Annotated in this window: 25 protein-coding genes and 1 pseudogene; 11 read left to right on the top strand and 15 right to left on the bottom strand. The window is 35.7% G+C overall.

Annotated features, from left to right (window positions below):
* Positions 1 to 45: 45 nt before the first annotated feature.
* From G532_RS0100720 to G532_RS0100700, 5 genes are all read right to left on the bottom strand, one after another.
* Positions 46 to 714 (bottom strand): potassium channel family protein, encoded by a 669-nt coding sequence (locus G532_RS0100720; RefSeq protein ID WP_027963045.1) that lies wholly within the window; start codon positions 712 to 714, stop codon positions 46 to 48.
* Between the two features lie 141 nt (positions 715 to 855).
* Positions 856 to 2,673: an ABC transporter ATP-binding protein gene (locus G532_RS0100715; protein WP_027963044.1), complete on the bottom strand. Its 1,818-nt coding sequence runs from the start codon at positions 2,671 to 2,673 to the stop codon at positions 856 to 858.
* Between the two features lie 13 nt (positions 2,674 to 2,686).
* Complete coding sequence (locus G532_RS0100710) at positions 2,687 to 4,447, bottom strand: ABC transporter ATP-binding protein (protein WP_027963043.1); 1,761 nt, start codon at positions 4,445 to 4,447, stop codon at positions 2,687 to 2,689.
* A 173-nt stretch (positions 4,448 to 4,620) separates the two neighbouring features.
* Positions 4,621 to 5,064, bottom strand: coding sequence for a TlpA family protein disulfide reductase (locus tag G532_RS0100705; protein WP_027963042.1), 444 nt, complete (start codon positions 5,062 to 5,064; stop codon positions 4,621 to 4,623).
* A 102-nt stretch (positions 5,065 to 5,166) separates the two neighbouring features.
* Entirely contained in the window at positions 5,167 to 5,709 is a 543-nt protein-coding gene (locus tag G532_RS0100700; RefSeq protein ID WP_027963041.1) for a peroxiredoxin, read from the bottom strand.
* Between the two features lie 177 nt (positions 5,710 to 5,886).
* Between G532_RS0100700 and G532_RS0100695 the strand changes: the two genes are divergently transcribed.
* From G532_RS0100695 to G532_RS0100685, 3 genes are all read left to right on the top strand, one after another.
* The gene (locus G532_RS0100695; protein ID WP_425402111.1) at positions 5,887 to 6,723 is read left to right on the top strand and encodes a mechanosensitive ion channel family protein; all 837 of its coding nucleotides are present in this window, start codon (positions 5,887 to 5,889) and stop codon (positions 6,721 to 6,723) included.
* Between the two features lie 171 nt (positions 6,724 to 6,894).
* Positions 6,895 to 8,229, top strand: coding sequence for an FAD-dependent oxidoreductase (locus G532_RS0100690; RefSeq protein ID WP_027963039.1), 1,335 nt, complete (start codon positions 6,895 to 6,897; stop codon positions 8,227 to 8,229).
* A gap of 120 nt (positions 8,230 to 8,349) precedes the next feature.
* Complete coding sequence (locus G532_RS0100685) at positions 8,350 to 9,540, top strand: M14 family metallopeptidase (protein WP_027963038.1); 1,191 nt, start codon at positions 8,350 to 8,352, stop codon at positions 9,538 to 9,540.
* A gap of 305 nt (positions 9,541 to 9,845) precedes the next feature.
* Here G532_RS0100685 and G532_RS0100680 read toward each other — a convergent pair whose 3' ends face one another.
* The 3 genes from G532_RS0100680 to cbpB all read right to left on the bottom strand — a co-directional run bounded on the left by G532_RS0100680 (position 9,846) and on the right by cbpB (position 12,294).
* Positions 9,846 to 10,958, bottom strand: coding sequence for an N-acetyldiaminopimelate deacetylase (locus tag G532_RS0100680; protein WP_027963037.1), 1,113 nt, complete (start codon positions 10,956 to 10,958; stop codon positions 9,846 to 9,848).
* An 80-nt stretch (positions 10,959 to 11,038) separates the two neighbouring features.
* On the bottom strand, positions 11,039 to 11,758 hold the full coding sequence (gene dapD, locus G532_RS0100675) for a 2,3,4,5-tetrahydropyridine-2,6-dicarboxylate N-acetyltransferase (RefSeq protein ID WP_027963036.1): 720 nt from the start codon (positions 11,756 to 11,758) through the stop codon (positions 11,039 to 11,041).
* 83 nt (positions 11,759 to 11,841) lie between these two features.
* Complete coding sequence (gene cbpB / locus G532_RS0100670; RefSeq protein WP_027963035.1) at positions 11,842 to 12,294, bottom strand: cyclic-di-AMP-binding protein CbpB; 453 nt, start codon at positions 12,292 to 12,294, stop codon at positions 11,842 to 11,844.
* A gap of 162 nt (positions 12,295 to 12,456) precedes the next feature.
* Here cbpB and trhA point away from each other — a divergent pair, with 162 nt between their 5' ends.
* Positions 12,457 to 13,098, top strand: a complete 642-nt coding sequence (gene trhA, locus G532_RS0100665) for a PAQR family membrane homeostasis protein TrhA (RefSeq protein ID WP_027963034.1) — start codon at positions 12,457 to 12,459, stop codon at positions 13,096 to 13,098.
* Between the two features lie 214 nt (positions 13,099 to 13,312).
* On the opposite strand, the gene fadH is transcribed toward trhA, so the two are convergent.
* Positions 13,313 to 14,080, bottom strand: coding sequence for a 2,4-dienoyl-CoA reductase (fadH, locus tag G532_RS0100660; protein WP_027963033.1), 768 nt, complete (start codon positions 14,078 to 14,080; stop codon positions 13,313 to 13,315).
* Positions 14,081 to 14,246: 166 nt separating this feature from the next.
* On the opposite strand from fadH, the gene G532_RS0100655 reads away from it, so the two are divergent.
* Both G532_RS0100655 and G532_RS0100650 read left to right on the top strand, forming a co-directional pair.
* A complete protein-coding gene (locus G532_RS0100655; RefSeq protein WP_051189003.1) occupies positions 14,247 to 15,116 on the top strand; it encodes a metallophosphoesterase in 870 nt (289 codons plus the stop codon).
* Between the two features lie 103 nt (positions 15,117 to 15,219).
* Entirely contained in the window at positions 15,220 to 15,801 is a 582-nt protein-coding gene (locus G532_RS0100650) for an SCO family protein (protein ID WP_027963031.1), read from the top strand.
* 25 nt (positions 15,802 to 15,826) lie between these two features.
* Here the strand turns inward: G532_RS0100650 and G532_RS0100645 are convergent, their stop codons facing one another.
* Positions 15,827 to 16,039, bottom strand: coding sequence for a PLDc N-terminal domain-containing protein (locus tag G532_RS0100645; protein WP_035512339.1), 213 nt, complete (start codon positions 16,037 to 16,039; stop codon positions 15,827 to 15,829).
* Positions 16,040 to 16,530: 491 nt separating this feature from the next.
* Between G532_RS0100645 and G532_RS0100635 the strand changes: the two genes are divergently transcribed.
* Positions 16,531 to 17,703, top strand: coding sequence for an aminotransferase A (locus G532_RS0100635; RefSeq protein ID WP_027963028.1), 1,173 nt, complete (start codon positions 16,531 to 16,533; stop codon positions 17,701 to 17,703).
* Between the two features lie 61 nt (positions 17,704 to 17,764).
* Here the strand turns inward: G532_RS0100635 and G532_RS15750 are convergent, their stop codons facing one another.
* Positions 17,765 to 17,926, bottom strand: a complete 162-nt coding sequence (locus tag G532_RS15750; protein ID WP_342662642.1) for a Spo0E family sporulation regulatory protein-aspartic acid phosphatase — start codon at positions 17,924 to 17,926, stop codon at positions 17,765 to 17,767.
* Positions 17,927 to 18,172: 246 nt separating this feature from the next.
* Here G532_RS15750 and lepB point away from each other — a divergent pair, with 246 nt between their 5' ends.
* Positions 18,173 to 18,682: a signal peptidase I gene (lepB, locus tag G532_RS0100625; protein WP_027963027.1), complete on the top strand. Its 510-nt coding sequence runs from the start codon at positions 18,173 to 18,175 to the stop codon at positions 18,680 to 18,682.
* A gap of 103 nt (positions 18,683 to 18,785) precedes the next feature.
* On the opposite strand, the gene G532_RS15745 is transcribed toward lepB, so the two are convergent.
* The 3 genes from G532_RS15745 to G532_RS0100610 all read right to left on the bottom strand — a co-directional run bounded on the left by G532_RS15745 (position 18,786) and on the right by G532_RS0100610 (position 19,639).
* Positions 18,786 to 18,920, bottom strand: a complete 135-nt coding sequence (locus G532_RS15745) for a YvrJ family protein (protein ID WP_084500460.1) — start codon at positions 18,918 to 18,920, stop codon at positions 18,786 to 18,788.
* A gap of 260 nt (positions 18,921 to 19,180) precedes the next feature.
* Positions 19,181 to 19,402 carry a DUF2922 domain-containing protein gene (locus G532_RS0100615; RefSeq protein WP_027963026.1) on the bottom strand — a complete coding sequence of 74 codons (222 nt, stop codon included), beginning with the start codon at positions 19,400 to 19,402 and terminating at the stop codon, positions 19,181 to 19,183.
* A 15-nt stretch (positions 19,403 to 19,417) separates the two neighbouring features.
* Positions 19,418 to 19,639: a DUF1659 domain-containing protein gene (locus G532_RS0100610; RefSeq protein WP_027963025.1), complete on the bottom strand. Its 222-nt coding sequence runs from the start codon at positions 19,637 to 19,639 to the stop codon at positions 19,418 to 19,420.
* 400 nt (positions 19,640 to 20,039) lie between these two features.
* Here G532_RS0100610 and G532_RS0100600 point away from each other — a divergent pair, with 400 nt between their 5' ends.
* The 3 genes and pseudogenes from G532_RS0100600 to G532_RS15740 all read left to right on the top strand — a co-directional run.
* The gene (locus tag G532_RS0100600) at positions 20,040 to 21,197 is read left to right on the top strand and encodes a zinc-ribbon domain-containing protein (RefSeq protein WP_051189002.1); all 1,158 of its coding nucleotides are present in this window, start codon (positions 20,040 to 20,042) and stop codon (positions 21,195 to 21,197) included.
* A gap of 2 nt (positions 21,198 to 21,199) precedes the next feature.
* Positions 21,200 to 22,396: a S1C family serine protease gene (locus G532_RS14520; RefSeq protein ID WP_051189001.1), complete on the top strand. Its 1,197-nt coding sequence runs from the start codon at positions 21,200 to 21,202 to the stop codon at positions 22,394 to 22,396.
* Between the two features lie 214 nt (positions 22,397 to 22,610).
* A pseudogene (locus G532_RS15740) lies at positions 22,611 to 22,706 on the top strand (YjcZ family sporulation protein); the annotation flags it as partial.
* A 61-nt stretch (positions 22,707 to 22,767) separates the two neighbouring features.
* On the opposite strand, the gene G532_RS14515 reads toward G532_RS15740, so the two are convergent.
* The gene (locus G532_RS14515) at positions 22,768 to 24,738 is read right to left on the bottom strand and encodes an EAL domain-containing protein (RefSeq protein WP_051189000.1); all 1,971 of its coding nucleotides are present in this window, start codon (positions 24,736 to 24,738) and stop codon (positions 22,768 to 22,770) included.
* Between the last annotated feature and the right edge of the window lie 18 nt (positions 24,739 to 24,756).

The raw sequence follows: 24,756 nt of genomic DNA, 5'->3' as shown, positions 1-24,756 counted from the left end.
TAACCAGTTTGGACTTTTTTATATTGCGATATAAGTAAAACTCTATTAGTCTTCAATCACTAATTCTTTCTCGAATCGGTGGATATCCTTATCCGAACCAATAACAATTAATATATCCTCACGATCAATTTCATCATGTGCCATCGGGGAAACATTAATGTCTCTCCCCCGTTTAATAGCTACGACGTTACACCCAAATTTTGCTCTAATATCTAATTCTATCAGAGTTTTCGCGTGCATTTTATCTCCAGCTTTTACCTCTACTACACTATGCTCATCTGAAAGCTCTAAATAATCTAAGATGTTGCTTGATATAATACTATGTGCAATCCGCTTCCCCATGTCACGTTCCGGGTGAACTACTTCGTCTGCACCGATTTTATAAAGAATCTTTTCATGATAATCACTTTGCGCTTTTACAGTAATCTGTTTAATTCCTAACTCTTTTAATATTAACGTAGTTAACATGCTAGCTTGAATATTATCACCAATTGCTACAATGACGTGATTAATATTTCTAAACCCTAAATCTTTCAATGCATTTTCATCCGTTGAATCAGCAATTACTGCGTGTGAAGCAATCTCTTTATACTCATTAACCTTTTCTTCACTTACATCCACAGCCAACACTTCCATACCTTCTTTTCCTAATTCCTTACAAATGCTGCCTCCGAATCGTCCTAGACCAATTACTGCGTATGTGTTCTTTTCCATCTTCTACCTCCTAAAAGTGCCAATTACTAATTCAATCCATATTTTATCACAGTCTATCGAAAAAGTCGGTAACAATATAAAGAGCTAGACTCATTATGGAGGCTAGCTCTTATATAACTCTATACCTGAGGCTGTCTTTTATTATGCATTCTCTTGAAACTGGGATTTTACCAATTCGTAATATTCCCCTTTTTGTTTCATTAATTCATCATGATTCCCTTGTTCTAGAATGTTTCCTTGTTCGAGCACAATGATGTTATCTGAATCACGAATAGTTGAAAGTCGGTGAGCAATAATAATGGACGTTCTTCCTTTTAGCAATCGTTTTAACGCCTTTTGAATTTTAACTTCTGTTTCCGTATCAATACTAGCTGTAGCTTCATCCAAAATAATTATTCTTGGATTAGCTAGTAAAGCACGTGCAAAAGATAATAACTGACGTTCACCAGCAGAAAGGATGTTCCCACGTTCCTCTACTTCTGTTTCATAACTTTCAGCTAGACGTTGAATGAATTCATCTGCTCCAACTACTTTAGCCGCTTCTATTACCTCTTCATCTGAAGCATCAGGACGGCCAAAACGAATATTTTCCATAATGGTACCTGAGAAGATGAAAGTATCTTGTAAAACAACACTGATTCGTTGTCTTAAGTCATCTAAACGAACATCTCTTAGATCATAACCATCTACTTTCACAGAACCTTTTGTAGGATCGTAGAATCGGTTGATTAAGTTAGCGATAGTTGTTTTACCAGAGCCAGTATGACCAACCATGGCTACAGATTGCCCTGGCTTCATTTCAAGTGAAATCTCATGAAGCGCTTTACGTTTTTCGTCGTACGCAAATTCTACTTGATCAAATACGATATGACCTTCAATATCTTTAAGTTCAATTGCATTTTCTTTTTCTTTTACATTCGGTTCTTCATCTAGGAATTCAAAAATACGTTCCGATGCTGACATCGCCATAAGTAATTGATTGTACATTTGACCAAGTCTAGAGATTGGTTCCCAGAACATACCTATAAATAATGCAAAGGTTACAAACGTTGCAACGGTAACTGTTCCATTAATAATTAATAACGCACCAACACCAAGTAAAATAGCCGTTCCGAAAGCGTTGCTCATTTCAACAAACGGTCGAAACATTGCGCTTTTACGAGTTGCAGTTTTCCAGCTATCATAATTGTCGGTATTTACACCATTAAAGTACTCCGTGTTTTCCGTTTCCTGTGCAAACGATTGAGTGATACGAATGCCTTGCATACTTTCATTTAAGTGAGAATTCAAGCGTGATTGCTGAATTCGTACATCTTGCCACGACCGGCGTATGTTCTTACGAAGTTTCGTTGAAATATAGAACATAATCGGAATAATGATCATCACTGCAAGAGCGAGTGGTGGGCTTAAATATAGTAATATTCCAATAATACTCACTAACATTACTACGTCCATCAAGAGATTAATAATTCCATTCGTAAAAATCTCCTGAAGAGAATTAATATCATTCATAATTCTGACAATAATACTACCCGCCGAACGTTTATCAAAAAATCGGTTCGATAAACGCTGAACGTGAGCAAATAATTTTTTCCTTAAATCATAAATTACATTTTGCCCTAGTAAATTGACATACTTAATCCGCACTACGTTACCAATGTAACTTAAAATGTACAAGATAATGATACCCACAATAAGTTGTATCAACCAATTGATATCTTCACTTGGTATTACACTTCCAATTGCATACGTACCAACTAAAACTGGTACAATTAAACGAACTGCCGTTGAAATAAGCATTGCGATTACTGCAATTGGTAATAAGGTTTTCGCATATGGTTTAACAAATGTCATTAACCTGACCATTTGCTTCCAATTAAATGGCTTATCAACTGCTACATCCTGGGTGTAATGAAACCTCTTTAAATGAGGACTCTTCTTTTTTGCTTCGGTAGCCATATATTTCCCTCCCTTACACGTGTTGTTTCACTTCTTTACCTAATATTGCTTCTCGGTCTTGATACTGAATATCATAAATTCGTTTATAGGTGCCTTCATTATTTATTAATTCTTCGTGCTTACCGCGTTCTACTACTTCCCCTTCATCTAACACGATAATTTCATCTGCGTGTTTTAAAGAGGAGATACGGTGAGCGATAATAAATGTAGTTTTCTGATCCATCACTTCTTTTAATGCTTCTTGAATTCTAAACTCTGTCTGCATATCAACAGCAGAAGTCGCATCATCCAAAATAAGAACATTCGGGTTTATGAGTAGTGCTCGAGCAATAGAGATTCTTTGCTTTTGACCACCAGATAGTCCCATTCCTCTTTCACCAAGAACCGTATCATATCCTTCAGGCATTTCTAAAATAAACTCGTGAGCCTGTGCATACTTTGCAGCTTGAACAATTTCCTCTTGTGTAGCTTCCGGATTACCATATGAAATATTTTCTTTGATCGTAGTTGAAAATAAAAATGGCTCTTGTAATACAAAACCGATATCTTTACGTAAATCTTTTAATGAGAAATCACTCACAGATCTACCATCAATTAGTACTTCTCCCGCTTCAGGTTCATAAAAGCGAGTCATCAGCTGAGTAATACTTGTTTTCCCTGAACCTGTTGCTCCAATTAAGCCAATAATTTTACCTGGTGGCGCATCAAATGAAACGTTTTTCAATGCTTCATCATCATCTTCTACATATGTTAATGTTACATCCTTAAATGTAATATGACCTTTAATTTCTTCCCCTTCAGGACGTTTGGAATCTTCAATTTCCAAATCAGACTCCAAAATTTCCAATAAACGTTCTCCAGATGCTTTTGCTTGAGAGAACATATTCACTACGAAACCGAAGTTCATAAGTGGTCCGACGATATACCAAACCAATATAAAGGAAGCGGATAGTTCCCCAACTGTCAATTGGCCTTGCATAACAAGGTAACCACCAAAAGCTAATAAGGCTACAACACAGAAATTACCGACTGCTTCCATGAAAGGAAAATATTTTGCCCAAATTCCAGCAGTCTTTAAGTAATGATCTCTGTAGTTTTCCCCTTTATCTTCATAACGGCTTATTTCAAAATCCTCACGAGATAAAGATTTGACCGTGCTCATCCCAGAGATATTTTCCTGAACGCGAGTGTTCATACGTCCAAATGATTTACGAATACCACGGAATGCCGGGTGCACTCTTTTATCAAACATATATACCGAAACTGCAAGAAAAGGCATTGCAGACATTGTTACTAAGCCCATTGGGATGGACCAATAAAACATTACACCCAAACTTACAATCACAAGGGATAAGATTCTTAACAATTCGGCACAACCAAAAGATAAGAAGAACCTAAACCCTTCCACATCAGCTGTTAGCCTTGACATTAAGTCACCCGTTTTCGCATTATCATAGTATTTAAATGATAAACGCTGTAACTTTTTATACAAATCATCTCTTACTAAATAAACAGAAGAGATCCCGAATAGATCTCCAAGGTATTGCTGGTAATAGATTGCAACTGATTTAATGATCATTAATAGGATAAAACCTATAATGATATATGGTAATAAAGTGAAATCAGCCGGTGTCATTACATTATCTATTGTTTGTTGTATAGCAATTGGGTAAACAACTGTTACAAGTGTCACAATAAACATACCTATCAATGATAAGATAAAATATCTTTTATAAGGCCAATAATATTGCTGCAGCTTTTTAAATACGTCCATAGCAATCCCTCTCTTTCTTTTATGTATTGAAATATCTGCTTATCTAAATATATCGGGTTACGAAATAAAATTCTACCCCTTTGCTCAAATTTTCTAAATAAAATCTTAAAATTTTTACCAATGTAAAAAAATTACGCTTCCGTTTATAAACAGAAGCGTACGCTTACACAGTTTTACTTATTACCTAATACACGATTTACTCTTTTTTCTAACATCTTCATTCCACTTCCACCTGCTTGGAAATGTCGTAGTGTCCCCTCTTCATCAAACACATAGTAAGCTGGAACATATTGATTTTCAAAAACATCTGTTAGTTGATGATCATTATCAATGTAAATAGGTTGAGAAATATGATGTTCCTTCGCCACTTCTTCAATTTGATCCAAATCTAGATCTTTTTCAGAACGAGGCATATGAACTGCAATTACATTCAATTCATCAGCATATTGGTCTCTAAATTCATTAATTTGTGGCATTGCTTCTTTACACATACCGCAACTTACTGACCAAAAATGAATGAGTGTAGGCTTACTACCAATTAGTTCTTCTCTTGATACTTCCCCATTTAACCATTTTGTAGCCTGTGGTAATTCTGGCATTGGTGTTCTTAGTTTCATCATCAAAGCTCCTTCTTTTAACCTTAAATAGTAAGGAAAGAAGATCTAACCAACATTAGATCTTCTCTCAAATAAATCACAAATTTTCATTACAATGTTATATTATAAAGTTTCTTGACCTGGCTTCCAGTTTGCTGGGCAAAGTCCACCAGTTTGAAGTGCTTGAAGTACACGTAGTGTTTCATCAACGTCACGACCAATGTTGTTATGGAACACTGTTTGATATTGTAGTTCTCCTTCTGGACTTATAATATAAAGTCCGCGAAGCGCAATTCCCTCATCTTCTATAAACACACCGTATTCTTTTGAAACGCGGTGATTTGTGTCAGCTGCTAATGGATAAGCTAAATCACCTAACCCATTATCTTCTCTATTTGTATTAATCCATGCTAAGTGTGTGTGAATGGTATCTGTAGACACACCAATAACCTCTGCATCTAGGTCTTCAAATTCGTCATAACGATCAGACATTGCAGTGATCTCTGTTGGACATACAAATGTGAAATCCATTGGATAGAAGAATAATACTGTCCACTTATCTTCTTTCATATTTTGCTCTAATGTAACTTTACTAAATTCTTTATTAGGCATAACAGCATCCATATCGAATCTTGGAGCTTGTTTACCTACCATACGTTCTGCCATGAAAATCCCTCCGAATAGTTTATCTATTGTATTTTTACAAAACCAATAAAAATTATAACAAACTTCCGCGAAGCTTCAAACAATTTTCTACAAAGTTTTATAAAACCTTTATAAACATTGTTGGATTGTTTACAAAAGTTTATACTGTAATATATAAAAAGAGAAAGGAGCGATCGAATGATGTTCGATTTTGCTGTAAATTGGGAAGGGTTATTCAATTCCCTCATTGCTATTGGTGCACAATTATTATTACTTTTAATTGTATTTATTATTATTGCTCCAATTGGGAAAAAAGCAATTAAGTCTGGGATGGGGCAAGTTGCCAAGCGTCAAAAATTAAGTGAAGGCAGAAGCAAAACATTAGAAAACTTAATTATCAACGTCTACACTTATGTCCTTTTATTTGTTTTCTTAGTCATGTTCTTGGGAATACTTGGAATTCCTATCGCGCCAGTCATTGCTGGTGCAGGTATTGTAGGACTTGCTGTTGGTTTCGGTGCACAAGGGTTAGTGAGTGATGTAGTTACTGGTTTCTTCATCCTTATTGAAAAGCAGATTGATATTGATGATTATATAACCGCTGCAGGTCAAGATGGAATAGTGGAAGAATTAGGTCTAAGAACTACTCAAGTTAGAGGTTTTGATGGGACACTCCACTTCATTCCAAATCGTAATATTGATGTAGTAAATAACCATACTCGCGGAAATATGAGAGCCTTGGTTGACCTCAGAATTTCCTATGATGATAATATCGATGAAGCAATCACTGTGATGCAAAGTGTTTGTGATGAAGTGGCAGCTTCTAATGAAAATGTAATTGAAGGTCCGGATGTAGTCGGAGTTCAAGGTTTAGGTGACTCTGATGTAGTCCTTCGTGTTATAGCTCAAACGAAGAAAATGGAACAGTGGGGTGTGGAAAGACAACTTCGCAAACGTCTCAAAGAGGCTTTAGATGATGCAGGAATAGAAATTCCTTTCCCTCACCAAGTTAATATTGATAAAAAGCCTGAATAAACTTTTAAGCTTACGTTGATTACTATATCAATGTAAGCTTTTGTTTTGGGTAGAGAACGAAAGGGTAAGGTTTGGTTGAATGTAATTCTTTGATAATTTTCATTTTAGGTTTATTACCTGCGAACTAATTTCAGCTTTCATTATATAAATCAGAAAGGTAGTGACTGTGATATGCGTTATGTCATTATTGGTGGCGATGCAGCAGGAATGAGTGCTGCTATGCAAATTACTCGAAACAAATCAGAGAATGATGAAGTAATTACGCTTGAAAGAGGAAACATATACTCCTATGGACAATGCGGCCTACCCTATGTAGTGAGTGGAACTGTTGAATCGACAGAAGCTGTAATTGCAAGATCTATTGATTTTTTTAGAGAAAAAGCTGGGATCGATGCCCGTGTTTTTCATGAGGTAACTAACGTAGATGTGCAAAACCAAATTGTTTCTGGGACCATCTTAGATAATGGTGAATCATTCCAGGTTCACTATGACCGCTTACTTATAGCAACTGGTGTAAAACCAAAGAAACCTGAGTGGGAAGGTAACGAATTAGACGGTATATTTACATTGAAAACCATTCCTGACACAGAAAATATAATGCATTATTTAAGAACGACAGAAGCTTCTCAAGCTACTATTATTGGTGGCGGGTTTATTGGATTAGAATTAGCTGAAAATTTAATAGAACGTGGCTTACATGTAAGAATTATTCAAAGGGGTTCTCAACTAATGAACCCATTAGACGAGGATATGGCTAATTTACTCCTTGAAGAAGCAAAAAACCACAACATTGAAGTTATATTCGATGAATCAGTTGAAGCTTTTGAAGGAGAAGGAGCAGTTAGTGCCGTTAGGACGGATCAAGGAACGTACCAAACCGATATAGCTTTTGTTAATGTTGGCATTACACCTAATACAGGTTTTCTCCCTTCTTCTTTACATAAAGGGGATCGTCACGAGATCATTACTAATTCTTATATGGAAACTAATATTGCTAATATCTATGCCGCAGGAGACTGTGCGACACAGTACCATTTAATAAAACAGAAGAATGATCTAGTCCCTTTAGGAACACATGCAAATAAACAAGGCATGGTAGCTGGGTTGAATATGAGTGGAACGAGGATGCCTTTCCCTGGAATAGTTGGAGCCTCCATTCTTAAGTTTTGTGGACTTGATATTGGTCGAACAGGAATATCTGAAAAAGAAGCTCGTGAACTAGGGTTTGACTGTACCTCTGTAACAAAAACTTCAAATCCAGTAGCAAATTATTATGATGAAACAAATTGGATTAAGATTAAATTAATTTATGAAAACTCTACTAAAAGACTTTTAGGGGGCCAAGTTATAGGTACAAAAGGAGTGGATAAACGACTTGATGTCATTTCAACTTGCTTATACCAAGGATTATTGACAACTGATTTATTACTTCTAGACCTTTCTTACGCCCCTCCCTTTAATAGTGTGTGGGACCCTCTTCAGCAGACTGCTAAAAAAACACTATAATACGATCAAACCATTGATTAAGTTCCCAAATTTAATCAATGGTTTTTTGTTTGTTATAAATTAGTTCATAATCCATTGCATCCCCTTCATATGAATAAATAGGAAAGGTGGTTCTTTAAAATGGAGCTAAATGTTAGAGCTGGTGAATCCTTTTGGTATTACAGTAATTTATTTGGTATCCCACTTCCTTTAATAATTGATTCTAATCCTAATTATTCCTACAACACCCTTCAAATTGGAGCACCAATTAACATCCCCGGTTATGAAATACAAAAACATCTTATTAACTCAGGTGACAGTTTCTTTAGCATTTCCAATCAGTATCAAATTAATATGGATGTGCTAATGAGAATGAATCCTGAAATCAATCCAAACAATCTACCCATTGGCCAAACACTAAACATTCCTCAATTTCTTATTAGTCCTGTTGTTCAAGTTAATACCCCTTACACTAGTCAAAATTTGCAAGCAGATCTCAATAAATTAATTCAATTGTATCCCTTTATAAAAAGAAATATAATTGGTCAATCTGTGATGGGAAAAGAGTTAACCGAGCTAAGAATTGGAACTGGAGACAGGGTTGTTCATATGAATGGATCTTTTCACGCAAATGAATGGATTACTTCCCCAATTCTCATGCAGACAATTAACGAATACTTAATCGCCTTAACGAGTAATGGTGATATCAGAGGCTTATCTATGTTTCCATTTTATAACACCACTACTTTATCGATCGTGCCAATGGTGAATCCAGACGGAGTTGATTTAGTTATAAATGGTTTACCTGAAGAGGAACCATTTCGAAGTGACGCACTTTCCATAAATAATAATAGCTATGATTTTAGTGGGTGGAAAGCGAATATTAGAGGGGTAGATTTAAACAATCAATATCCAGCTTTATGGGAGGAAGAAGCAGCAATTAAACCTAAGGAACCAGCTCCAAGAAATTTTCCTGGTTACGCTCCTTTAACAGAACCAGAATCAATCGCTATAGCTGAATTAACTTCGCAAAATAATTTTAATATGGCTCTTGCATACCATACACAAGGTAAAGTGATTTTTTGGGGGTTTCAAGGACTAGAACCTCCTGAATCAGAGATTATTGTAAACGAATTCGCGCGGGTAAGCGGTTATCAACCTATTCAATATGTACCTAGCTATGCAGGTTACAAAGATTGGTTTATCCAAGACTTTCGTCGACCGGGATTCACAGTCGAGCTTGGACGTGGGGTGAACCCATTACCGTTAAGTCAATTCGACGAGATTTATCAAGAAAATTTGGGAATATTTTTAGCGAGTCTCTATATGTAACAAAGGGGTGCCAGGAAGATTCGAAAACTGATAGACAGTTCCGTTTTGGGGGGGAGAGCGGTCCCCCCTAAAGCGGAATTATTTTTATTTTGAGCGGAGCTACATATCCAGAAAAGTAGTGTTATATCCAGAAAACGAATCTCATATCCACGAGGAATTTTGGATATCCAGAAATGTCGCTACAATATCAAGAAAAAACACCATTTTATCCAGAAATTTAAGACTTTATAAAGAAATCTTCAATTTTATCCAGAAATCTCAAATCTTCCTCCCTACTATTAAATGATCACAGAGCTTAAGGAGAATTAAGACTTGATCATTCGTTTGACTGCTTCTACCCCAATTTCAAGTGCTCTTTCGTCTGGATTAAGTTTGCTTTGATGTAGTCCATAGTCTGCACCAACTCCAAGCCAAAACATAAAACCAGGGTACTCTTTTAAGAAATAACCGAAATCTTCTCCAGTCATAGCAGCATTTGCTTTTCGATAAGTAATAGAGGAATTTTGTAAAGCGGCTTCAAATTTTTCAGTATAAACTTCGGTATTATTTACCATGTAATAATTTGAACCGTAATCAAGTTCTGTTTCACATTCATAACGAATTTCGATTCCCTCAAGCATTTTTTCTATCGCATTTTGAATCGTTTGCATCGTTTGAGGTTGAGAGGTTCTAATCGTTCCCTCCACTCGCGCTTTTTCTGGAATAATATTTTGAACGGTTCCAGCTTCCATTTTCCCAAGTGTTACCACTGCGTCTTCTAAGGGGTTTGTTGCTCGCGATACAATCTGTTGAACTTGTAAATTAAAAGCACTTGCTGCCATCATCATGTCTTTCGTTTCATGAGGATATGCAGCATGACCACCTGTACCATTAAAGTCAATAAACAATTCACTCGTGTTTGCAAATAACAAGCCTGGTTTACTGGAAACGGATCCAACTTCTTGTCTAGGATCAATATGAAGGGCAAAGATGTAATCCACCTGATATTGTGCAAGAATACCCTCTTGAATGATTGGTAGTGCGCCACCTGGTCCTTCCTCTGCGGGTTGAAAGATGAATAATACATTATTTTCTGGAGGTGATTCAGCCAACTCAGTAATAACTCCAAGTGCAATGGTCATATGAAAGTCATGTCCACAAGCGTGCATCTTCCCGTTATGTTCGGAAGCAAAGTCATACCCTGTTTGTTCAGTAATTGGCAAGCCATCCATGTCTGTTCGATAGGCAATCGTTTCATTTCCGGTTGTACCTTTAAAATAAACAAACACACCGGTTCTCCAAGTGTCTATTTGAATAAAATCTTTATTTAAGGACTTTAAAAATTCCAATATATAAGCTTGCGTTTTATATTCTTCAAAACCTAGCTCAGGTATTTGATGTAATTCCCGCCTAATCTTAATTAATTGTTCTAAATTCATACTATAACCCTTTCTTAATTGAATTAAATGGTGCTTGAATAAAGAAAAAAGCGGAAGTTCTCACCTCCGCCCTCATCATATTAATTATCGAGTTTACGCAATTCTTGTTTGATTTCTGTTTTAGAACGTGTTTGTTCGTCCATTTCTTTAATTACTTTTGCAGGGGTTCCAGCAACAACCGTATTCGGCGCTACGTCTGCTGTAACGATTGACCCTGCAGCTACAACAGCACCCTGACCTACTGTTACACCTTCAAGGATCACTGCATTTGCTCCAACCACTGCATCGTCTTCTACTATGACTGGTTTGGCACTAGGTGGTTCGATGACACCTGCTAATACCGATCCAGCACCAATATGACAATTCTTACCTACAGTTGCTCTTCCGCCTAATACAACGTTCATGTCGATCATTGTACCTTCACCGACTACTGAACCGATGTTAATGGAAGCGCCCATCATAATAACCGCTCCATCTCCAATTTCTACTTGGTCACGAATAATTGCGCCTGGTTCAATTCGTGCATTAATTCCTTTTAGATCTAATAATGGGATCGCTGAATTTCTGCGATCATTTTCGATTACATAATCATCAATTTTTGAAGCGTGCTTTTCTAAATCCGCTTCTACAACTTTCCACTCTCCAAAGAGAACCCCAGCTTTACCATCTACAAAAGCTTGAATTTCATTAGAAAACTGTATGTCATTTAATTGCTCACCCTTAACATAAACTTTTACAGGTGTTGATTTTTTAGCATTTGAAATAAAATTAATTATTTCGTTCCCATCCATCATTTCCATTAATCTTCCTCCTCAATCTAAATTCATATGCCCTTCTATTTTCTTATAAAAGGTATAACTATGTCCATAAAAAACATTAAATTTTATATGTTTTTTCCTTGGTCAAGATAATACTTATTTCTAAATTGCTTTAATAATTGTCTCCGAGTAATTATTCCCATTAATTCCTCTTCGTCATTTACCACACATACAAAGTTATAATCTATTAATGTATGTAAAGCCTTTTCCATAATATCATCATATTGCAAGGTAGGTACTTTCTTGTTCATCACATCTTCTACCAGATGGTTCTGCAACCTTTCAACTTCTATCTGCTCTAATCCAAACATCGCTTCTACAATATTTGATTTACTTATTATTCCTTCAAATTTACCTTCAAAGTTCGATACAGGAACAGCATTATACCCTGTTTTAGTTAAAACAAGTAATGCATGTTCTAATGGATTACTTAATTGAACCTGTGCAACCTTATCTGCATCAATCATCATTTCTTTCACAAGTGTCGTTTCTAAGTGGAAAGACTCTGTGTCTAACATGGTTTTCCTCCTAACCCGATTCAAAACAAACCATCTAGGGTTACTATTCATATTATCTTTTTGTTCCCTTGAACATTTTAACATAAATGATATGACATTTATAATATTTCGAAGAGGCTATTATTGAGATATAATGATTTATAGAAAAGAGGTTTTATAAACATGCCATACCAATACTCAAACAAAGAAGAACTTGTAAATGCAATAACTCACGGCATTGGTGCCTTACTAAGTATCGCGGGATTAGTTATACTAATTGTCTTTGCATCCATAAATGAAAATCCATGGCAGATTGTTTCTGTTTCAATTTATGGAACCACCATGCTGATCATGTATTTGTCTTCTACCATTGTACATAGTTTGCCTAACGGAAATGCAAAAGATTGGTTTTTATTTATCGACCATTCTTCGATCTACCTCTTTATAGCTGGTACCTATACACCTATTCTGTTAATTCTTCTTCGAGGACCAATCGGGTGGACTTTATTAGGGGTGATTTGGGGCGTTGCAATCTTAGGGATTATATTTAAAATCTTTTTTGTGAAAAAGTTTATGTTTGTTTCAACGATGATTTATATTTTCCTTGGTTGGTTTATCGTATTCGTATGGAGGCCGCTAGCAGCTGAAATGGAGTTAACCGGACTAATTTACTTAATCATTGGAGGAGTCTTATACTCTGTAGGAAGTATTTTTTATATGTGGCGTGCTTTCCCTTATCACCATGCAGTATGGCACCTTTTTGTAATCGGTGGAAGCGCTTTTCACTTTTTTGCTATATTGTTATATATCGTGTTACCTTCTTAGTAATCAAAAAACCACTCGCAAATGAATAGCGAGTGATTTTTTATATTCATTTATTGTGACGGACTTTGCCGGCATACAGAAGGACGATTCAGGTGTACATACACGAATGCCAGCATAAAACATGTCTATTCGGGTGCACAGGATTAAATGCCGGCATAACTCGTCGCCAATCGGGTAACTGGGTCCGGATGCCGGCATACAAGGTGCATGAATTTTAAAATGGATATTGATTTAAATGTTGTCCCCCATCAAGCGTAACAACTTCCCCATTCATATACTTTGCTTTATCTGACAAAATAAAGAAGGCTAATTCGGCAATTTCTTCTGGCTCGCCTAATCGCTCTAAAGGCACAGACTTAATCGTTCTCTTTGCAGCCTCTTCTGACTCCCATAGCTTATCTGAGCCACCTGTACGATCAATCGGGCCAGGTGCAATGGCATTGGCACGAATACCGTACCTTCTACCCCACTCGACAGCCAAAGTTCTAGTCATCGTTAAAACGCCTGACTTAGCAGCCGCTGAATGGATTACTCCAGGTCCTGCATCCCATGCATACGTAGCCACCATGTTAAGAATATTTCCTTTTATCCCTTTTTCAATCCAATAATTTCCTACTGTATGACTGCAGTAAAACGTACCATTAAGCACAATATCAATCACTGCATTCCATCCATTTATAGATAATTGCTCAGCTGGGGCAATAAAATTACCAGCGGCATTATTAACCAAATGATCAATTCTTCCAAAGGTCTGATCTGCTTCTTGAACCATTCTTTCTACATCTTCAGGTTTACGAACGTCCATTATACAACTTACTACTTTTCCCGTTGCTTCTGCCTGTATTTCGCTAACAGCAGCTTCAAGCTTATCTTCATTTCTACCTGTAATCATGACATTCGCTCCTTCTTGAGCAAATTTTTTCGCCATATATTTCCCCATTCCGCTTGAACCACCTGTAACTATTACTACTTCATTATTCATTATAATAAACACCTCCTTCCTACTAGTTCCACACTAGAAGACTATAATCCTTCCAAAAATGAATACTAATTCACTTTTTTTGTCACATTTCGAAAGTGGCTTCATGCTATAATTTAAAAACAACTTTAAAAGTAAATTAAATGACTCCAAGCTAAGGATGTAGATTATGACAGAAAAAATATCAAGAAGGTCCTTTTTAAAGAAAGCTACAGTAGGAACATTAGGTGCTGTTGGGCTTACTTATGGTGGTTATTATTATGCAAATGAAATAGAGCCACACTGGATTAAACTTACTCATACGAATATTGAATCACATAGAATTCCAGAATCTTTTGACCAATTTAAAATCATCCAAATTACAGACACACATATTGGGTTTCAATACCAGACGGAAGAATTACAACAGTTACGTCATATGATCGAAAAAGAAGAACCCGATTTAATCGTATTTACTGGAGATTTAACGGATGATCCATCGACGGTATCGGATGGTAAATATCAGCGTATTATCAATGAATTATCTCAACTGGACGCACCAGAAGGAAAGTTTTGGATTTATGGTAACCACGATCATGGCGGGTACGGAACAGAAGTAATTAGAGATGTAATGGCCACCTCTGGATTTGAACTTCTTCAGAATGAAACAGTAACGATTTCTAGAAATGAAGAATCTATTAATATTGCAGGATTGGATGACATATTACTAGGAAGCCCAAATGTTAATAATTTAATCACTGATCAGCAACAAGACATGTTTAATATATTGCTTTGTCATGAACCTGATTATGCTGATAGTGTGATCGACTATCCTTTTGATATTCAATTATCTGGCCATAGTCACGGCGGACAAGTACAAATTCCATTCTATGGATACGTTGTGACTCCAGCTTTAGGGGAAAAATATGTAGAAGGTAAACATGTAATTGGAAATAGACCTTTACAGTTGTTTGTTTCTAGAGGAGTTGGTACCACAAGACTCCCCTTTCGTTTCTCTTGCCGACCAGAACTAAATAGTTATACATTGAACATGACTTAAAGTTCCTTTGTCATAGAATTGTTAAATAAAGCCATGATCAATCACAACTCTCTGATTCCTATCATGTTAAAATGAATTGGAATAAACAATGGAGATGATTTAATTGAATACTAAATATAAAGGATTAACCATTTTATTTTTATTACTACTTATGAGTGCGTGTGGTAGTAGTGAGGCGACGGAGCCTGAGATAGATTTCGAAGTGGAACCGTTTGAATATATGAATCAAGATGAAGACTATCTATCCTTAGAAGACCTTGAAGGAGATTATTGGGTCGCCAATTTTATTTTCACAAATTGTGATACGGTTTGTCCTCCGATGACAGCAAATATGTCTAGAGTTCAAGAAGCTGCTAATGAAAAAGATTTAGATGTAAGGTTTGTATCGTTTTCCGTAGATCCGCAAGAAGATGACCCAGATACATTAAAGGACTTTGCTAATAATTTTAATGCTGATTATTCTAATTGGGACTTCTTAACAGGGTATGAACAAAACGAAATTGAAAGTTTCGCAGCTAATTCCTTTAAATTATTAGTTTCAAAAGTAGATGGACATGAGCAAGTGAGTCACGGAACTTCTTTTTATATTGTGTCTCCTGATGGTGTAGCAATAAATAGTTATTCAGGAACAAGCGTGGAAGAAATGGACGAAATCGTATCAGACTTAGAAGGATATCTTAAATAAAAAAGCAGGTAGAGGGTCTTCCCCCCTACCTGCTAAAATCATTTCTAATAACTAAATAGACAATCAAGCCTATAACTGGGAAAAATAATGTTGCTAATAAAATAAGCAAGGCATATTCTTTACTATTACCTTTTGCGATCGCATCTCGATAAGCCCATATGCTTGTAAATATATTTAGAACAAACAAAACAATTAAAATAAGAAATATAATTGCAAAGCCAGAATCCATCATCATCATACGATTTCCCCCTTTATTGCACCTTATTTTACCAAACCTTTCCTCTTTTTTCGAATTATGCTTTCACTTTTCTTTTCTTTAGTTTCTCAATTATGACTTTTATAAATAATATAAACATTAAAGAGATACCAAATAAAATAAATATTTCAATACTGCTTTTTGTTAATAGAAGCAAGTTGCCTGCATTAAATTCAGTGGGTTCAACGATTATAAATCCACTAAATAATATGAAAAATACAAATAGACAGGTTACCCAATAGATTAATGGTTGGTGATATTTGTTATTTATCAAATATTTAACAACTTGCTTAACTAAATAGTACGAAAAAATCACAAGTATTATGAGAAAAATATAAGTGGTATTTAACACCATAGACATAAAAGGGATCTTTCTCCTTTCCACCTAGACACTTTTCTATTAAAATGACTATTAACAGATTAGACTGTCTAACAGCAATTTATACCTAGTCGCATAGAAATGAGGTCTCCAAATGGAACACTTAATCAATAATCATGTAAAAGATATTGAAATATCAGGTATACGCAAGTTTTTTAATTTAGTTAATAATTATGAAGACGTGGTGTCACTTACAATTGGGCAGCCAGACTTTCACACACCCAATCATGTAAAGAATGCTGCAATACAGGCATTAGAATCAAACCATACTACATATACCCCTAATGCTGGATTACCTCAATTACGAACAGCAATTCACCATTATACGAAAGAAAAATATAATCTAAACTATGAACCAGATACCGAAATAATAGTTACTGTAGGTGCATCCCAAGCAATTGATATTACGCTTCGAACAATTATTACTCCTGGAGATGAGGTGATTTTACCTGCACCAGTTTATCCGGGTTATGAACCACTTATCCGTCTGGCTGGAGGGATTCCAGTCCACATCGATACAACTGAAACGGACTTTAAATTAACTGCTCATCAGTTAAAGCGCCACATTACCGAGCAAACGAAATGTGTCATCCTTCCCTATCCGTCAAACCCTACTGGGGTTTCATTGACGCAAGAGGAACTGAGTGATTTAGCCGATATTGTTCACGAGCATAAACTATTTGTTTTAGCTGATGAAATTTATAGTGAATTAACATATGAAAACAAACATAGCTCTATCGGGTTATTTGAAAAAATAAAAGCACAGACTTTAATCATTCAAGGTGTTTCAAAGTCCCATTCTATGACTGGTTTTCGAATAGGATATGTGCTAGGAGACATCTCAATTATCAAACATATGTTAAAGGTTCATCAGTATAATGTTTCTTGCGCTACTTCAATAAGTCAGTATGCAGCACTTGAAGCATTAACCGTTGGAAAAAATGATAGCCAAAAAATGCGCGATGCTTATTTAGAACGACGGAATTACGTGATCAATAGATTAAATGCTATGGGTGTCGATGTGGTTAAACCAGATGGGGCATTCTATGTATTTCCGAAATTATCCTTAGACGGGGTATCATCTTTTCAATTAGGGCTTAAACTTGTGAAGGATGCAGGGTTAGCTCTAGTTCCAGGGGATGCATTTTCAACATATGGAGAGGGTTACATGCGACTATCTTATGCATACTCTATAGAAATCTTAGAAAAAGGGCTGGACCGCTTAGAAAGCTTTTTACAAAATAATAAACAAAGTACAAACGTATAACATGCCCTTTTAGCCAAGGGTAAAAAAATAAGGACTTTCCCATGGTGGAAGGTCCTTTAAGTTATCTCTTCTTTAGTGTCAAATATTCGTTTAGTAATCTGTCAAGCTCTTGGGAAATGCGCACAGCTTCTTGACTAGTATAGCCTTTTTCTGAGGCAATGCAGATCATTTCATTTCTTTTTTCTTCAATTCTTTTTTCAAGTAATTTTATTTCTTCATTCACTTGCAACATTGCTCCTCCTAAATACACATACCAACTTCTCAAAATTAGATGTCACAATATATTATTATTACAAATCTTGTATGTCAAGTAAACTAAAAATTAAATTTTGTTTCGCTATCCATTTTAATACCGTCAAATTGTGAGTGAATGTTGCACAATTTCATCAAGATGTAATAACTCATTCATACTTTTCAAATAAAAATATGGTACGATAGAAACAAGCTAAACTAGAAGGGAAGATCCCAGTTGAAGAAAGAGATATGGGAATGGACAAAGGCAATTGTCATTGCTTTAGTCATTGCTTTTTTATTACGGACGTATATTTTCGCAACTTCCGTTGTAGAAGGTGCAAGTATGGACCCAACACTTGAAAATGGCGAACGAGTCATTTTTAATAAAGCGATTTATTTATTAGATACACCTGATCGCGGTGATATTGTAATTATCCAACACCCAAATAAAAACTATGTTAAACGAGTAATTGGGCTACCAAATGAAACCATAGAAGTGAAAGAAAACAAATTATATGTAAATGGTGATCCTCGTGAAGAATCCTATTTAACCAGTTCTGAATTAGATGGTACAGGCAGTTTTGGTCCAATAGAAATTCCGGAAGGCCAATACTTTGTTATGGGAGATAATCGTTCTATAAGTAAAGATAGTAGAAACGGTCTTGGAATGATTGAAGAAGATGAAATAATCGGTCGGTCTGAGATTGTGATTTACCCATTTGGTAATATTTCTATGACTAGATAAACGTGATAAATATATTTTAACGGAATACAAAAATATAACAAAGCCATCCATTCGATCGTATTATACGATTGGACGGATGGCTTTGTTTTCTTTTTTTACAGCTTTATTGTAAATATTTTGGAATGGTTATGATTGATTGATGTACTTCCTCAAGTTTGTTTTCAATTCTGTGTAACAAATAAAATGTTACAAGAATAGGAAATCCTACTTCAGGTAACCAGCTCATCCATGTTTCCAATTTCATCCCTCCTATATAGAAAGAGGCTGGGACAAGCAGTCATGAAAACTCCGAACAATGAAATGCGGTGCGACTAACTCGCTCCTGAAATAGACTGCGCTTTCCGTGGGGAGCTGGTGAGCCTCCTCATGCTACGCATTCCGGGGTCTCACCTGAGCTCTATTTCCCACAGGAGTCTCCGTCTATTTCATCCGCTTTTCATCTGCTCTGTTCGGATTTTCATGCTAGCACTTTGATTTGTCCCAGCCTCCTACTATACCTTAGTCTTCTAAAAGTACGTCTTCTACTGTTCGATCTACAACTTGAGCATGCGAAATCTCAGTAATGGATAAATTATTAGGTAAAAATACATTTTGAGTAATGATTTCATCCATAGCAAGCTTGACTGCTGCAGGATCAACTGGATATTTAGGATTATCTACACTAATTGTAGTAAGTCTTCCCTCTTCATTATGAAATTTAAGTTCTAAACGCTTTGTCATTTTCTAATTCCTCCTTTATTCTGCTAATAAAATGGATTGATCATTACGAAAAGCTTCTGTTAAATGGTCATCACGAAGTTCGGATAACACAAGTGCTACTGCATGAACACTAGCAGCTTCTGACTCAGGGTTTACGTTATTATAATTTTTTCTCGCAAACACTTCTGTTCCCTCACTATTAAGACCTGTTTGAAACACTAACTGTAGTTGACTGGAAATTTTCTTTTCCATACTCATGAACGTCAACCTCCTTTCATAGTTATAATCGATGTAACATAAAAAAAGTGTGGAATGTTTTGAAACATTCCACACTTCTCTTCGTCTAATATGAACAGATAACGTTACCATTAAAAGCTTTAAAATTAATTGCGCGCATTGTCAAACACACAGAAACCTATCAAGGCTACTAATACTAGTAGCGAAACAATACCTAATACCGGTTGCATAATATCCATGCTGGAGCACCTCCAAATTTCCTTGTACATCTTCTAGTTTAAGCTAATTTTATCAAAAAATATAGCACTTGAGTATCATTATCACATTTTTTTAATATTTAAAGATGTCTAAAGCGTATTTTCTCGACAAATTATGTTAAAATTTACATACATACAGAAAGGTTATACGATAGGTGATGGCTATGACATATTGCCCTAAATGCGGCGCAAAAACAGAAGAGAACGAAGCGTACTGTGTTCTTTGTGGCGCCCAACTACCAAAGAATATTAAACATCGTACCGAACACCAAAGCGGCTTTAGCAAATGGTGGTTAACACCTATTTTTACGATTATAACGATGCTTGTAATTGGGATTGGCCTTCACTTTTTCTTGGAGCATTCAAATAACCAAGCGGAACAACTATATGAGCAAGGAGTCGAAAATGCTTTAGATGGTCAATATAATCGCGCGCACCAATATTTCAATGAAGCTTTAGATTACAAGGAAAACTATGAAGCTGCTCGGACCAATGCTGAGTTTATGGAAATAGCACTTGGAATTAACAATCAACTGCAAACTGTTGATACCCTAATTGAACGGGAAGCATTCCAGCAGGCTCTTAAAATTACCCAGGAAGCTGAAAATGAATTAAGTTCTTATAATGGAGAAATCATAAATCACCTGTTAGAAGCAATAAGTGAAAAACGAAATCATGTGAGAATAAGTCAAGTAGAAACACAGTTATCTAATGAACCATCAATTGAAGAATTAAAAATGTTACTGTGGCAAGTCGACTCGATTAATCATTCAGATTCGGATGAACTTGTATCAATGATGCGAGAAAGAATTGTTAATCATACAATATCCGAAGCAAATGAATTCTTGCAAGAAAACCAATTCAATCAAGCTTTATCAGTTGTAAAGGATGGCCTTCGTTTTGATGAAGAGAATGAAAGATTAACAAGCCTACAAACTACAATTGAAAGACAGAAAATTTCTTTTGAATCTGAACAACAAGAACGGATCGAACAGGCTTTAACCCAATATGAATTAGAACAAGAGCAAAATCAAGAGAACGCAATTGAACTTGTATCTGTTGAAACAGAAATAAATGAGTTTGGAGATATATTAGTTAAAGGACAACTTAAAAGTGTTGCAACTATACCAATCCATTCTATCTCTGTTGAGTATAGTCTTCTAGATGAAGATGAAAATGTAGTGGAAGAGAATGAAACCTTTCTTTTTCCAGAAACGCTTTATCCTGATGAAACAGGCGATTTTGAACATACGCATTATGACATACCAGAAGATTGTACGGTTAACATAGATAAAATCTCCTGGTACTTGGAAGGAGAATAAAGGTGAGGCAATTACTTTATAACACGAAACGCGCACTCCCAATTACACTGTCCTTAATTGTAGTTGTGGCAGCAATCTTCACTTTATCAAGCTATTATTCAAACTGGCAGGAATCATCCATCAGTTCTTCTGATGGAATTGTCGAGCTGGTATCCAATGAAGCAGCTCCACAACAAGATCTACAAACATTAATACATGAGGCTCAAAAGAATGTAGTCCAAATTGAAGCTTCTGGTCAGGCCGGTAGCAGTCAGGGTTCAGGATTTATCTATAACGATCAAGGTGATATTGTGACAAATGCACACGTAGTTCGTAATGCAGATTCTGTCATGGTAAAAACATCTGAAGCTCAAACATATCCAGGTGCTGTCATAGGGATTGGCGAAAGTGATGATGTGGCAGTAATTAGAGTGCCACAATTAGCCAATCAAAATTCATTAGAAGTAGACCCCTCTTATGAACCAAATGTCGGTGATGATATTATTGCAGTCGGTAGCCCCCACGGGTTTCAAAACACGGTAACTCTTGGAATAATCTCCGGTAAAAACCGTGGCTTTACAGTAGATAATTATACCTATGAAAACTTGTACCAAATTTCTGCTGATATCTCACAAGGCAACAGTGGTGGTCCCCTCATTCATCAAGACACAGGTAAAATTGTTGCAATAAATAGTGCTAGTACGAGGGAAGGTAACACAGGTTTTAGTATTCCATTAGGTCAAGTTTTTGACCGAATTCTTATGTGGTCTGACACAGCGAATGAAGAAGAATTAGATTACGATGGTGACCCTTCCACCAATCAAAGTGTAAGTGCAGAATCATTAGAAGAAGATGCAGAATATCTGATTAATTACTTTTACGAAACGATTAACTTAAGGGATTACTTCACAGCTTATTCTTTATTAGGAAGCGAGGAACAGATTAAGCATTCCTATCAAGAGTTTAGAGAGCTTGTTGTTCACTCCATTGATATAGAAGTGACCAATGAACATTTTAATGTTTTAGAAGAAGAAGAGAAAATTGAAGTATTGATCAATTCTGATCATAATGTACGAGTAGAAGAGGAAAAACGTGAAACGCATCATTATCAAACGGAATATGTGATTGGATATGAAAATGATCAACTTAAACTTCTTTCCATTGAAAGAGAACTGTTATCCAAAACGGAACACAGTAATAACAATTCTAATGATTCCTAAAAAATTTGAATCTTAATAATTTGAATCCGAACCCAATCTAAATCTATTTCAGATTTGGAGATGGGTTCGGTTTTTTAATGTTCACTTGAATTTATATGCAATAGAATTTCATAAATCTAACCTATTCTAGGTATATAACTATACTAAATTGGACTTTCTTTCATATAGATAGGTGAAAGTAATAAAGCAGATAAAAGGAGGAATAGTAAATATGTATTCTGGCGGCGGCTATTGTGGCGGAAATAACTTTGCGCTAATCGTTGTACTATTTATTTTACTAGTAATTGTTGGTGCAGCTTTTTACTGTTAAATGTTAAGAGCCCTTCACTAATTAGTGAGGGGCTCTATTTATTAGTATTTTATAACATACTTTAGGAAACAAAAAAATCTTTTACCAAGTTAGAAGGAACTGGTTTACTGAAATAAAACCCTTGGACTTCATCACAAGCTTCAGAAAGTAAAAATTCTAAATCTAATTCTTGTTCGACTCCTTCAGCAATCACTTTTAAATTAAGTGCGTGGGATAAATGGATAATTGATTTTACTATAGCATTATTTTGCACCGTTTGATTTTGAATGAAGTGTCGATCAATTTTAATTTTACTTAAAGGAAACTGACTCAAATATTGTAAAGAGGAATACCCTGTTCCAAAATCATCTAATGCAACATTGACTCCTAATTTTTTAAACTGGTTCAACGTTTCAATGATATATTTTTCATTGGACATCGCAATACTTTCCGTTATTTCCAACTCAAGAAACTTAGGTTCTAACTTTTGCTCCTTCAAAATTTCGTCAACTTTATTTACTAAATCACCCTGCAAAAATTGCTTAACAGATAAGTTGACGCACACTTTAACTGGGGGTAACCCTTCCTCATGCCACTGTTTATTCAATTTACAAGCCTCTCGAAGAACCCATTCTCCTAATTCAAGAATTAAACCTGTCTTTTCAGCAAGAGGAATAAACTGGTCTGGCGGGATCTGGCCCAACTCAGAATGGTTCCATCTACAAAGCGCTTCAAATCCAATAATTTCATGTGAATGTATATCATATTGCGGTTGAAAATGGAGTTCAAAATCCTTGCGTTCAATCGCCTTATGTAATTCCGTTTCCAATTTCAATAATTCTTTGAAACCATTCTTCAAATCTGGATGATACATTTTGTAATTGTTTCTAGATTCCTTTTTAATAACATTCATTGCAGAATCGGCATGTTCTATTAGCTCTAATGAATCCTTTGAATTATCAGGATACACACTAATTCCGACACTTGCACTGCAATAAATTTCGAACCCATTAATATTTTGTGGTGATCGGAACAATTCTAATAGCTTTTCAGCAAAACGTTCAGCCTCTTCGGAGGAAGTTACATTTCGCTGTAGTATGATAAAAGAATCACTATCCATTCGAGCTAAGAAAATATCATCCACTAATAAAAGTTTCAATCTTTTAGCACATGAATTTAGCAGTTGATCTCCGAATTCATACCCAAGCGTGTCATTTATATGCTTAAAGTAGTCTAAGTCTATCGAATGTACGGCTAACTTCTTATTACACTCTTTGTTAGGATCCTTGTTAAGTTCATCTTCAAGAACCTTTTGAAAATAATTTCGATTTGGGAGATCTGTTAATTCATCAAAATAAGCCATAAACTCAATTTGTTTTTCATTCTCCACTCGCTCTGTAATATTACGAACTATTGCCACTCTCAAATTTTTTTCACTTTCATGAACTGGCTCGGGTAATATTTCAGCGTAAATAACAGTACCGTCCTTCTTAAATCCTCTTAACGGATAAGGAGACTCATGCTTATCGATGTTTAAGTTTTTATATAAATAGTTATGGTCATCCTCATGGACAAGTTTGAAAATCGAAGTTCCAATCAATTCTTCTCTCGTGTAGCCCATCATGGTAGAAAAGGCGTAATCACAATCAAGAATGTTTCCCTTGTCATGCATTATAATTCCTTCGTATGGACCATTTCTCACATGATTCAAAGTATAAAGAAGGGAATCTTTCTTTTCCTTCAGACCACCTTCTCTAAGAACGATACACATATACTCCTCAATTTGTTTACCCATCATAATTACTAATTTTTCTGGAGTGTGCTTTGTTCGAACGAGAACTTCTGTATTAGAATGCTTGGTTAATACTTTTAGATCAAGGTAATCATTCGCATCTATACTAGATGTTGTTTGGTTAAAATTTAGTAATTGAGAAGCCGCTTGATTAGCTGAAATAATTTGACTTTCGGCATCAACAAATATGATTGCATCCGATGCATTTTGATATAGCCATTCATTCACTGGGATATCTAGTTCATCAATTGTTTTAAGCACGGTTTCTCCTCCTAATTC

It is taken from the genome of Halalkalibacillus halophilus DSM 18494, assembly GCF_000423105.1.
Classification (GTDB): Bacteria; Bacillota; Bacilli; order Bacillales; family Alkalibacillaceae; genus Halalkalibacillus; species Halalkalibacillus halophilus.
This window is presented reverse-complemented; position numbering and strand designations above follow the sequence as displayed.

Excerpts from the sequence above, each read along its gene's own strand:
- G532_RS0100705 (WP_027963042.1), bottom strand. The coding sequence starts at position 5,064 with ATGAAACTAAGAACACCAATGCCAGAATTACCACAGGCTACAAAATGG.
- cbpB (WP_027963035.1), bottom strand. The coding sequence starts at position 12,294 with ATGTTAGACACAGAGTCTTTCCACTTAGAAACGACACTTGTGAAAGAA.
- G532_RS0100690 (WP_027963039.1), top strand. The coding sequence starts at position 6,895 with ATGCGTTATGTCATTATTGGTGGCGATGCAGCAGGAATGAGTGCTGCT.
- G532_RS0100710 (WP_027963043.1), bottom strand. The coding sequence starts at position 4,447 with ATGGACGTATTTAAAAAGCTGCAGCAATATTATTGGCCTTATAAAAGA.
- G532_RS0100635 (WP_027963028.1), top strand. The coding sequence starts at position 16,531 with ATGGAACACTTAATCAATAATCATGTAAAAGATATTGAAATATCAGGT.
- G532_RS0100700 (WP_027963041.1), bottom strand. The coding sequence starts at position 5,709 with ATGGCAGAACGTATGGTAGGTAAACAAGCTCCAAGATTCGATATGGAT.
- G532_RS0100685 (WP_027963038.1), top strand. The coding sequence starts at position 8,350 with ATGGAGCTAAATGTTAGAGCTGGTGAATCCTTTTGGTATTACAGTAAT.
- fadH (WP_027963033.1), bottom strand. The coding sequence starts at position 14,080 with ATGAATAATGAAGTAGTAATAGTTACAGGTGGTTCAAGCGGAATGGGG.
- G532_RS0100695 (WP_425402111.1), top strand. The coding sequence starts at position 5,887 with ATGATGTTCGATTTTGCTGTAAATTGGGAAGGGTTATTCAATTCCCTC.
- G532_RS0100720 (WP_027963045.1), bottom strand. The coding sequence starts at position 714 with ATGGAAAAGAACACATACGCAGTAATTGGTCTAGGACGATTCGGAGGC.
- G532_RS0100655 (WP_051189003.1), top strand. The coding sequence starts at position 14,247 with ATGACAGAAAAAATATCAAGAAGGTCCTTTTTAAAGAAAGCTACAGTA.
- G532_RS0100615 (WP_027963026.1), bottom strand. The coding sequence starts at position 19,402 with ATGACAAAGCGTTTAGAACTTAAATTTCATAATGAAGAGGGAAGACTT.
- trhA (WP_027963034.1), top strand. The coding sequence starts at position 12,457 with ATGCCATACCAATACTCAAACAAAGAAGAACTTGTAAATGCAATAACT.
- G532_RS0100610 (WP_027963025.1), bottom strand. The coding sequence starts at position 19,639 with ATGAGTATGGAAAAGAAAATTTCCAGTCAACTACAGTTAGTGTTTCAA.
- G532_RS0100600 (WP_051189002.1), top strand. The coding sequence starts at position 20,040 with ATGACATATTGCCCTAAATGCGGCGCAAAAACAGAAGAGAACGAAGCG.
- G532_RS0100680 (WP_027963037.1), bottom strand. The coding sequence starts at position 10,958 with ATGAATTTAGAACAATTAATTAAGATTAGGCGGGAATTACATCAAATA.
- G532_RS0100645 (WP_035512339.1), bottom strand. The coding sequence starts at position 16,039 with ATGATGATGATGGATTCTGGCTTTGCAATTATATTTCTTATTTTAATT.
- dapD (WP_027963036.1), bottom strand. The coding sequence starts at position 11,758 with ATGGAAATGATGGATGGGAACGAAATAATTAATTTTATTTCAAATGCT.
- G532_RS0100715 (WP_027963044.1), bottom strand. The coding sequence starts at position 2,673 with ATGGCTACCGAAGCAAAAAAGAAGAGTCCTCATTTAAAGAGGTTTCAT.